This window comes from Acinetobacter sp. (assembly GCF_036666595.1).
Taxonomy (GTDB): domain Bacteria; phylum Pseudomonadota; class Gammaproteobacteria; order Pseudomonadales; family Moraxellaceae; genus Acinetobacter.
This window is the reverse complement of the sequence record NZ_JAVWVO010000004.1, coordinates 226,832-237,500: the sequence shown is the minus strand read 5'-3', so window position 1 is coordinate 237,500 and position 10,669 is coordinate 226,832. Positions and strand designations below refer to the sequence as shown.

General features: G+C 42.4%; 11 protein-coding genes. 3 read left to right on the top strand and 8 right to left on the bottom strand.

What is annotated here, in order from left to right:
- Positions 1-33: 33 nt before the first annotated feature.
- Genes RR876_RS08140 through rlmJ form a run of 3 tightly spaced genes read right to left on the bottom strand, consistent with a single transcriptional unit; the run spans position 34 to position 2,866 of the window.
- On the bottom strand, positions 34-1,107 hold the full coding sequence (locus RR876_RS08140) for a DUF6670 family protein (RefSeq protein ID WP_332476480.1): 1,074 nt from the start codon (positions 1,105-1,107) through the stop codon (positions 34-36).
- A gap of 27 nt (positions 1,108-1,134) precedes the next feature.
- On the bottom strand, positions 1,135-1,965 hold the full coding sequence (pssA, locus tag RR876_RS08135) for a CDP-diacylglycerol--serine O-phosphatidyltransferase (protein WP_332476479.1): 831 nt from the start codon (positions 1,963-1,965) through the stop codon (positions 1,135-1,137).
- A 43-nt stretch (positions 1,966-2,008) separates the two neighbouring features.
- Positions 2,009-2,866 carry a 23S rRNA (adenine(2030)-N(6))-methyltransferase RlmJ gene (rlmJ, locus tag RR876_RS08130; protein WP_004691214.1) on the bottom strand — a complete coding sequence of 286 codons (858 nt, stop codon included), beginning with the start codon at positions 2,864-2,866 and terminating at the stop codon, positions 2,009-2,011.
- Positions 2,867-2,981: 115 nt separating this feature from the next.
- On the opposite strand from rlmJ, the gene RR876_RS08125 reads away from it, so the two are divergent.
- Positions 2,982-3,584, top strand: coding sequence for a 2OG-Fe(II) oxygenase (locus tag RR876_RS08125; protein WP_332476478.1), 603 nt, complete (start codon positions 2,982-2,984; stop codon positions 3,582-3,584).
- A gap of 72 nt (positions 3,585-3,656) precedes the next feature.
- On the top strand, positions 3,657-4,184 hold the full coding sequence (locus RR876_RS08120) for a hypothetical protein (RefSeq protein ID WP_332476477.1): 528 nt from the start codon (positions 3,657-3,659) through the stop codon (positions 4,182-4,184).
- 84 nt (positions 4,185-4,268) lie between these two features.
- Here RR876_RS08120 and RR876_RS08115 read toward each other — a convergent pair whose 3' ends face one another.
- The 5 genes from RR876_RS08115 to RR876_RS08095 all read right to left on the bottom strand — a co-directional run bounded on the left by RR876_RS08115 (position 4,269) and on the right by RR876_RS08095 (position 8,873).
- On the bottom strand, positions 4,269-4,526 hold the full coding sequence (locus RR876_RS08115; RefSeq protein ID WP_004691219.1) for a DUF2789 family protein: 258 nt from the start codon (positions 4,524-4,526) through the stop codon (positions 4,269-4,271).
- A 105-nt stretch (positions 4,527-4,631) separates the two neighbouring features.
- The gene (locus RR876_RS08110; RefSeq protein WP_004691222.1) at positions 4,632-4,892 is read right to left on the bottom strand and encodes a DUF2789 family protein; all 261 of its coding nucleotides are present in this window, start codon (positions 4,890-4,892) and stop codon (positions 4,632-4,634) included.
- 176 nt (positions 4,893-5,068) lie between these two features.
- Positions 5,069-6,055, bottom strand: a complete 987-nt coding sequence (locus RR876_RS08105; protein WP_332476476.1) for a malate dehydrogenase — start codon at positions 6,053-6,055, stop codon at positions 5,069-5,071.
- Between the two features lie 169 nt (positions 6,056-6,224).
- Positions 6,225-6,878: a ribonuclease I gene (locus RR876_RS08100; RefSeq protein ID WP_228260970.1), complete on the bottom strand. Its 654-nt coding sequence runs from the start codon at positions 6,876-6,878 to the stop codon at positions 6,225-6,227.
- Between the two features lie 27 nt (positions 6,879-6,905).
- Positions 6,906-8,873 (bottom strand): transglycosylase SLT domain-containing protein, encoded by a 1,968-nt coding sequence (locus RR876_RS08095; RefSeq protein WP_332476475.1) that lies wholly within the window; start codon positions 8,871-8,873, stop codon positions 6,906-6,908.
- A gap of 309 nt (positions 8,874-9,182) precedes the next feature.
- On the opposite strand from RR876_RS08095, the gene miaB reads away from it, so the two are divergent.
- Entirely contained in the window at positions 9,183-10,640 is a 1,458-nt protein-coding gene (gene miaB / locus RR876_RS08090; RefSeq protein ID WP_332476474.1) for a tRNA (N6-isopentenyl adenosine(37)-C2)-methylthiotransferase MiaB, read from the top strand.
- Positions 10,641-10,669 lie beyond the last annotated feature (29 nt).

The window sequence follows — 10,669 nt, the reverse complement described above, 5'->3', positions numbered from 1 at the left end:
TGTTTATTTATTCAGCAAAATGACGCTTTTTTCTTATTTTTTGAGTGAAAAGGGGACAATTTCTCCAATTTCATTGCGATTTTTTTCTTGTGATTTTTTTTCTTGCCACTTTAATGCACGACAATCCACATATTCACAATAACCACTTTCACCATACTCCTCATAATTATCCATTTTGAGTTGATATTTAAAGCTACCTACATAACCCGCAGCTAAACCAAATTTAAAATCACCACGACTTTGCGCACAAAGATGAATGCGATGTCCCTGCTCGTCTTGATAATGCCATTCAAATTCTCGCGGCAAATACATTTTTTGCCCATTGGGGGTTTTCACAGCAGGATAAACGCGATGGACTTGAAAGCGTACCATCTGATCAAACATACGAGTTTGTTGTTTTTGAAAATCACGTATATAAATGCGTGACTGTACAATTCGATTAAACGAATCTCGAATTTGCTCTAACAATAGTTGACGCTGATCCACTAGATTAATGACTTGATATGTGAAAAATGCTAAGGGTAAATAACTAAAGTCGATACTGCGCGCGTATTCAAAAGCCCCTAACTGGTCAATGTCATAGCGCTGCTCTTTATATTTAACTTCTCCCTGACATCGACACAATACAGACCAATGCTCGGCAAGACCAAAACGCAATTTGGTGAAATGTGAAATCAGAGGTGTTGTTGTAATTTCGATCTCAAAACTCAATTCTGTGTCTTTTCTTTGAATTTGAAAATTTGGGAACGTTCCCATGAGCTGTTCTTTATTGGCAAATTTAAATGTTTTTTCTTGAAATAAACATTCCTCAGAAATTGAATAGCGGTTCAGTTGCCCTGCCATATGTGGACTACTGCTAGCCAATACGGTCGCGGTATCTAAAGGGGTAGTTCTGATTGCACTGTTATTCCGAAACATGGGTGTATTGGGCTGACCAATCATGCTCAAAAAATTCAAGTAATGCAGTGGCGCAGGAAGATTGGGAATGGTTAAAGCTTGATGAATAATTTTATATTTTTTATTGGGTGGATGATAAGCAGGAAGTGACCGTGAAGGAGCCTGATTAAGTTGTTTAGACTGATCGAGAAAATCTTGAAACAACCACATATCATACTCCTTCTACATATCATTAACTCATGATGGGCTTTGCTGACGTCGTGCTAAAAACGTAGTAATAAAGCCAGATAATGCATAAATCAAGGAAATAACCAAAATACCGACAGGAATATTGTAAGTCATTGCAGCAAAAATAAAGACCGCGATAGGAAGTACAAAAAATGGAACGCGCTTACGATCTACCGTTTTAAACGAATAATATTTAATATTCGAAATCATGAGGAGCCCCACCGACACAATCACCGCTGCGCTGATGGCTTGAATACCCCGCTCACGAATATCAAAAATTTCTGGAAAATCGAGTCCGACCCAAACCAATGAAATAATAATAATCGCAGCAAGTGGACTAGCTACACCAATAAAGTAACGCTTATCCACCACACCGATTTGCACATTAAAACGCGCTAAACGGAACGCAGCACAGGCGGTGTAGACAAAACAACACGCTAAACCAATACGACCCAGTGAATCTAAACTCCAGCTATACATCAAAATAGCGGGCGCAACACCAAAAGCCAACAAGTCAGATAACGAATCATACTGTTCACCAAAAGCACTCTGCGCACCAATGGCTCGTGCAACACGGCCGTCCAAACCATCCAACAAAGCTGCCAAGAAAATGGCATAAATCGCTTGCTGAAAGTTGCCATTCATACTGGCAATGATGGAATAAAAGCCTGACAACAACGCTGCCGTTGTAATCAGGTTCGGCCACAAATAAATACCTCGACGTTTTACTTTTTGACCTTCCTGTGTGTGCTCTTCTTCTTCCACCTCGAAAGTAATCCCATCAAAAGTAGGCGTACTGCGGGGTGAAGATTCGCTTTCAGGTTTATTTCTATTTGTCATTCTCTGTCGATCCTAATGTAGCCTTTTCTCTTATAGTCTATCTTTATTCGCCAACCAACCAACGAACAGCAGCATGACCACCATTTTCACTCATACGCAAATGTGGGAATAACCATTGTAGTGCTTCATCTGCATCTTCAGAAAACTTCCAAGGTGGGTTAATCACCAACAGACCACAACCGTTTAAGCCCACAGGGGTATCATCTGGCCATACACACACTTCACAAATCAACTGACGGCGAATCCCCGTTTTAATCATTTTCTTTTCAAAACGATCAATCATGGCACGGTCTTTGATTGGATACCAAATTGCAAACACACCCGTTGGCCATTTTTTATATGCAGTCGCTATGAGATCAACCAATTGAGGGAAATCTTTACGCTCCACTTCGTAAGGTGGATCAATCATCACCAATCCGCGTTTTTCTTTGGGTGGAATAACGCCAAATAGCCCTTCATAAGCATCGCGCTCATGTAAGCCCGCGCGTTTGTCACGAACGTTGTAATACAACTGTTGGAATACATCACGCTGCATTTCAAAAATGGTGGCTTTATCGATTTCGCGCATGCCTTCCAATGCAAACCACGGTGAACCTGGATAAGCGCCTTTACCTGAACCTTCACGCATTTTTTCAACAATTTTTAAATACTGCTGAACACCTTCAGGCGCATTACGCTTAATCGAGTCATCAAGTTTTACTAAACGGTGAATACCATTTAAGAACTCACCCGACTTTTGTGCTTCTGAAGTCGATAAATCATATTTACCAGCACCGCCATGCGTATCAATATAACGATACGGTTTATCTTTTTGATTGAGGCGAGTCAAAATCTGAAGCAAAAGGACATGCTTCATGACATCTGCAAAGTTACCTGCATGGAAGTGGTGACGGTAATTCATGTTTCTATCATTCCTAAAATCAATGAGTATTTTAGCATGAAAAATAGTTTCGTTCAGATTGCTTTCATACACTAGAATAAGCGTGGCTTTTCTTTGTCTTTTTTAGGTTAATGTAATGGAAGCAGTTCTTCTCCCAAAGTCTTGGAATGTTGATCAAATCCTAGATGATTTAGATCAACATGGTTTTGCCATCATTGATGACGCCTATTCTAATGACTATGTACATCAACTCATTGAAGAATGTACTTCGAACTTAAACCGCTTTCGTGAAGCCGCTATTCAAAACGGTGTCATCAGCAAGATCCGCAGTGATCACATTTTATGGCTCAATCCCGAGCTCGTTATTTCCCATCAACATGTTCAAGCCCTTTTTAGTTTGGGTCAGGAACTAAATCGTGCCTTTTATCTTGGTATTCGAGACGTCGAAGCACATTTTGCTTGCTATAACGCTGGCGAGTTTTATGCACTACACCGTGATAATCCTCAAGGCAAAAATGGTCGCATGATTTCTACGGTTTATTATTTACACGAAGACTGGCAAGACGATTGGGGCGGTGAACTTCATCTGCAAGATAAAAATAACATTTGGCATGTACTACAACCCAAACCGAATCGTATTGCATTGTTTCAAAGTGACTTGCTGCATGAGGTTTTAGAAGCCAAGCATCAGCGTTTATCGATTACTGGATGGTTACGGAGTGACAGTACAATTCTGTGATTCAAGTAAAAAGACTTTAAATTGTAAAAAGTATCCTCATATACTGAACATCAATTGATGAGGATGTAACCGATGCGTGCCAGCAGTCAACAAATTATTCAGCGTATTGGTGAAACAGATCAACTCTACCTACAAGGCAATAGCCCTGAATTAGCGCTTGAGCGTGCTGACTTACGCTTACAGTTGGTCACCCTGAGCCAACTGCGCCAAGAGCAAGTCCACTTTTTACAAGAAGCGGTGGTGTTACTTGAGCAAGGTCGAATTGAGTTTGAGGAAATGCCTCTCTCTTTGTACCTCAATTTGTCTTTGCATCTTGCCAAGGCTTATATGCTGTACTTTGAAATCACCAAAGAAGATCGCTTTGCACTGATTACACAGCAAATTTTAAAACCACTGACCAGCTATGGTCAGGGCGATATTTACCTGTTTTTGGCCTATGCATCGGTCAGTCGAAAAGAGTCGGCATTGGCGCGACACTGGCTTGGCAAATATGCGAAAAGCACCGAGTTTGATTTCGTGTTACTGCGTGAACATGCCGCTTTTGTTGACCTTCATCAAGAAGATTGGTTTATCAAACTGGTGCAAAGTAAATTGCACTAAAATGTACAAATAAAAAACGCCTAAAATCAGGCGTTTTTTTATGGGTCAATTCTACTATTCAAATGACAATAGCATAAAATCAATTTAGGCAGTTTGAAGTTTATAAGCATCGAGATGTAGCTGTTGATTGAGTTCATCAACCATAATCGCCCAATCATCATCTTGAACCAAATGACTGATTAATAGCGCACGTTGAGCGGAATTCCAAAACGGTGCATCGTGTAAAGATTGATGAGCAGGAAGTTGATGCGTACGAATATACAACTCGATGGCAGCCGCACTATTGGCGAGTCCCAGTTGCGAAAATAAAAGCTCTAAGGATGGTTTATGTTGACTGAGCATCTCGGCCTCCTTATCAATACTATTGTCAATTATTATTGAATTAACTTATATGTATTTTCTAAAAAAACCTAGTCATAAAACTAGGTTTGTTGTTTCAATTTGTGATTATAAATGACACGAACCTGAAAGCGTATGTTCTGTATGCAATTGTTCATTTAACAGGTCGACCACCATTGCCCATTCATCATCTTTTTTCCAATTACTGATAATGAAGTCATGCTGTGCTTTTGACCAAAAGGGTGCTTTATGCAATGGAACGTCTGAAGTAAGTTGGTGTGTTTCAATAAACTGATCGATTGCTTCTGCACTCGCATCAAGCCCCAATTGTTCAAATAAAAGTTCTAAAGTCGGTTGTTGGTCAAACATCATTGTTCTCCTCAAGCCCTGATCATGCCCTTTCAGATTAAACCGTTGTCTACATACTCTCAGTTGTATCTAGATCACAGCATGTTATTTTTTGTTCAAAAAAATCATCTGCACAAAAAAAAGCACCCCAAATGGAGTGCTTTTTTCTAATTTAAATCAGCTCTTGCTGAAATCAATTAGTTGAACAAGTGAGCAATCGCTGCACGTTCACCTTCTAATTCTTCAAGCGTAATGTCCATACGTTCACGGCTGAAAGCATCAATTTCTAAGCCTTCAACACGTGTGTACTGACCATTTGCACATGTTACTGGAACACCGTACATCACGCCTTCTGGAATACCATAAGAACCATCAGAAGGAATACCCATCGTTACCCATTCGCCGTTTGTGCCAAGAGCCCAATCACGCATATGGTCGATTGCAGCATTTGCAGCAGAAGCAGCAGAAGACAGGCCACGCGCTTCAATAATTGCAGCGCCACGCTTACCAACAGTAGGAAGGAATACGTTTGCATTCCATTCTTGGTCGTTGATCATGTCTTTTACGCTTTCGCCATTGATGGTCGCGAAACGGTAGTCAGCATACATGGTTGGAGAGTGGTTACCCCAAACTGTAAGTTGTTTGATGTCTTTAACAGCTTTACCAGTCTTAGCCGCAACTTGGCTAAGCGCACGGTTGTGATCAAGACGTAACATAGCTGTGAATTGACCAGGATTTAGATCTGGAGCAGATTTCATAGCGATGTAAGCATTCGTGTTCGCAGGATTACCTACAACAAGAACTTTAACGTCACGGCTTGCGTGATCGTTAATTGATTTACCTTGAACAGTAAAGATTTTAGCATTTTCTTGTAAAAGTTCAGCACGTTCCATACCAGGACCACGTGGACGAGAACCTACAAGTAAGCAGTAGTCAGCATCTTTAAATGCAACGTCTGGATTATCAGTACCGATCATGCCTTCTAAAAGAGGGAATGCACAGTCTTCAAGCTCCATCATTACGCCTTTAAGCGCAGCTTGTGGCTTCTCAAAAGGAACTTCGAGCAATTGCAAAATAACGGGTTGGTCTTTACCTAACATTTCGCCGCTAGCGATACGGAATAATAGGCTGTAACCGATTTGACCTGCGGCGCCAGTAACGGCAACACGAACTGCTTGCTTCATCTAATTATCTCCAATTGAGGATATTCAATGCGATTAAATAGTTAGTCCATTTAATCTAATAATCATAAACGCGAAAGATTGTACTCCAATACTTTCGCAGATGCATGTAAAAGAGAATGAATTCCAACAAAAGTATGATAGGAAATATAAATTAATTTAAGGAAAGAGATTAGTAAGAACCCTTGATCGCAAAAGAATTTGGACAGTTTTCTTGTATATTCTCTGCACAGCCTTTGTACTGACCATTGGGTTTATAACAAACCTTGACTTCGGTCAAAATATTGGTTTGGCGGTGAGTACGGCAGCTAAAACGCAGTCCGCTTGCAGGCAGTCCAGGATTCAAACGTTGGAACTGTCCACGTAAGCTATGCAGTTGCGCGGTTTTATTTTCAGATGAAGTCAAATCTGCGGGGATTTTTAAACGTTCTGCATAATTAATCACGTTACGGAAATATTGACTGGCACTCATCGGCACACACCCCCCAATCTCTGCCCACAACTGACGACGTGCATGCTCATCGGGCATGACCCGAGCCACCACTTTAGTTTGAAGCGGAGACAATACAGCTGAAGACTTAGTCTGACACTCTCGTGTCGTGGTTTCAGGGTATAAGCCAGTGATATTGAGTGAATAGCCTTCTAAACATTTCCGTTTCTTTGAGCCTTGGTTATCAAACAAACACACGGCGGGTGTCATTTGAACTTCCATCACATAGCCAAACACGGTCGGTGTTGCATGGGCTGAGGTCGCAAAAAATCCCATAGCAATGCCGCTGCTGATCAACAGCAGAAGCTTTTGCGTTAAGACTGATTGGGATGACATCAAAACCATAAAATGCCTAGGCCTTTATCATTGACTTCTAAAAGGAATATTTTGCATGCGCTGGGTGATCGACTGTGGGCCCTGTCCAAGCAGAACACCATAATGTGTCGCATTACTCATGACATGCTTGACGTAATCACGAGTTTCAGTCAGAGGAATACTTTCTGTGTATTGATCCGCCGCAATCGGCTGATTTTCAGGCTGCCAACGGCGCGCACGATTTGGCCCTGCGTTATAACCGGCTGTGGCAAGTACAGGACTGTTACTTAATTGGCTTTGAATCATGGACAAGTAAAATGTGCCATAACGAACATTGGTATTCATATCACTCAGTGCAGCAGGATTATAGGTTTCACCCATTTGTCTAGCGACCAGTTTTGCCGTATCCGGCATGATTTGCATCAAACCACCTGCCCCAACATGCGAACGTGCATGGGTAACAAATCGGCTTTCTTGGCGCATTAACCCATACGCCCATGCAGGATCTATGCCTGCATTGCGGCTATGGCTGACCACATAGCTTTGATGTGGCATGGCATAACGATAACTGTAGTTATGCTGCTTGACGGTTCGATCGGCTGCATAGATTGCTCGGTCATACCATCCCATTTCTGTGGCACGTTTGGCAGCAGCCAAAATTAAGCCATCATCTTGTTTTAAATAAGCTTGTCGAACCGCCCAATTCCACTCACGGTTAACATAATTGTCTGGCGCATTGACGTTACGCAGTGCAAAAGCGCGACTAAAGTGAATATCTTGACTCAAACGCTGCGCATCCGCATTGCTCGGTTGGGTATTGGCTGGAATCGTTTGATAACGCTGACCAATACGATCTTTTGCCAATAAGTTATGATAATCGTCACCTACTGACAATTTTTTGAAAATCTCGCGCGCCAGTGCTTTTGATTTTGCATCACCACGTTGTTCTGAAGCACGGGCTAACCAATATTGCCAGCGATCTTCTTGTTTCTGCGTCACACTCATGCCATCAATGGCACGAATGACACTCTCCCATGCGCCGAAACGAATGGCTTGGCGTGCATAGATTTCAGCTTCTTCTTCACTCAGTGCTAAACCATAGCTCCGATCAAAGGCTTGCAACACTTCCACATTAAAATTATTTTTCATAACAGTTGTGCCACCGATATACCCCACGGCGCGGTACAACGCTCTTTGTACCGACTCAGGTGTACCCTCTGCAGCACGCTTTACCGATGCCAGTGCAGTATTTAGATCACTGTCGGCTAAACGTCCAATCGCATAAATTAAATACGCTTGATCTGCCGCCGATGCTTTCGGTGCGGACCAGAGATAGTTCAGTGGATCGGCTTGAATGCTATTCAGCTGCGCCAAAGACAGATTCATGCCAATGGTTTGTGCGGTTGCAATCGATTGACCTGACTGCCCTGCACGTAGCTGTGCCCATAGGCGTTGTTGTTTGTCTTGTTCCGTCATCAGTGGACTAGACAACATCATGCGCCCCAGCCCTGTACAAGACTCAGGTTGTGTATTGGTCGTGAGCCAAACATCTTTATATTCGGCAAAAACCAAAGGGTCGCCTGACTTGGCACGGACTTGCGCCATGGCACAGCTTTCTGCGCGATCTGCATTGGACACATAGGCCAATACCGGCTGCGCGGAAGCAAAGTCGGCCATTTTGACTTTTTCTTCGATGTAATCTGCTGCTAACTTCTCAGCCATGGCAGATTGCGGATAGCGCTGTGCAAATCCGACAATATTCGCCGCAGGTTGCAACGCCAAATTACTGTTAAATACCCAGTATTCAGGATAATAACCCAGCACATCACCCTGCATACTGCTTTGATATTGTTGTAATAAACCAACATTACCGGCATTTGCTGCACGCAAGGCATCATTAAACTGTTCATCTGCAGCATGTGTCGCTGCAGATAGACCCAAGGCAGCCACACCCAACGCAAACACTTGATAATATTTATTCTGTAATCGTTTTAACATGGGTTTGCCTTCAGTCATCTTTGAATTGCCTAGTCTCGTCTCATCATTTTCATTAGTTTAATAACTCATAACAGACTCTATTGTTCTCTTATGTAACCTTATGATTAGACAATATTAATTTTCCTGCATTTTCACTTCACAAATCAATCTTTTTAGCTTCAGATTTAAAGCTATAAGTTTATTCAGATTTCCTGCTAAAATATGCGCCTTTCGTAGATTTCACATGGTGTTTGATCGCCCTTTTTTGTCGCCAGCCAAGCTCTGCTTTCGCCGCCACAGATACCGATCAGACACAAAAACCTAGATTTATCCCCCTTAGGAGCCTACATGACGGTTCAAACCTTCATTCCAAATGGTGCCCAAGCTGCCTCAGAAAACACTGTTACCCAGCCACAGCACACCCCAGCCATCGATGGATCAGTTAAAAAACTGTATATCGAAACGCAAGGGTGTCAGATGAATGAGTATGACAGTCACCGTATGGCAGACTTACTTGGCGACTCGCACGGTTATGTGCTGACCCAAGACCCGAAAGAAGCCGATATTCTACTGATGAATACCTGCTCGATTCGTGAAAAAGCCCAAGAAAAAGTGTTTTCTGAATTGGGCCGCTGGCGCAAGCTGAAAGACAAAAATCCAGACCTGATCATTGGTGTCGGTGGTTGTGTGGCCTCTCAAGAGGGTGACAACATTCAAAAACGCGCCAATTATGTCGACATGATTTTTGGCCCGCAAACCTTGCACCGTTTGCCACAAATGCTGGATCAGCACTTTGATCAAATCGAAAAACCCAAGAAAGAAAAAATCAAATTGGTCGATATTTCTTTCCCTGACATTGAAAAATTCGACTTTTTACCTGAACCGCGTGTGGAAGGTTACAAGGCTTTTGTTTCAATTATGGAGGGGTGTTCAAAATATTGTTCATTCTGTGTAGTGCCCTATACCCGTGGTGAAGAAGTTTCTCGCCCACTGGATGATGTTTTAGCTGAAATTGCGACCTTAGCCGAAAAAGGCGTCCGTGAGATTTCGTTATTGGGTCAAAACGTCAATGGTTACCGTGGTGAAACGTTTGAAGGCAATATCTGTACTTTTGCAGACTTATTACGTCTTGTTGCAGAAATTCCGGGGATTGGGCGTTTACGCTACACCACCTCACATCCACTTGAATTTAATGATGACTTAATTGAATGTTACCGTGACCTCCCACAAATGGTGTCGCATCTACATTTGCCCGTGCAAAGCGGCTCAAACGATGTATTGCAAGCCATGAAGCGTAACCACACCATTGATGTGTATATCGACAAAATTGCCAAATTACGCAAAGTCCGTCCAGATATGCATTTATCCAGTGACTTCATCATTGGTTTCCCGGGTGAAACCGATGCGTACTTTGAAGAAACCTATCAATTCATCAAAGATATGGACTTCGACCATTCCTACAGTTTTGTCTATTCAAAACGTCCGGGTACACCTGCGTCTGATCTTGAAGACACCACCTCTGAAGAGGTGAAAAAAGAGCGTCTCAGTAAAGTTCAAAAATGGATCAAACGATCGAGTATTGACAAGACCGATGCCATGCTCGGCACCATTCAACGCGTTTTGGTCGAGAAAGTTTCAGACAAAGATCCAAACCTACTGATTGGCACGGCGGATAACACTCGTTATGTGAGTTTTATTGGTGATGCAGCATGGGTCGGACGTTTCGCTGAAATCGAAGTGACAGAGATTAAAACTTTGAATTTTGTTTATGGTGAACTCTTGAATCTTGAGCCTGACGTGGCGTAATGTAAGGGAATAGATTCTGACTACTTAAA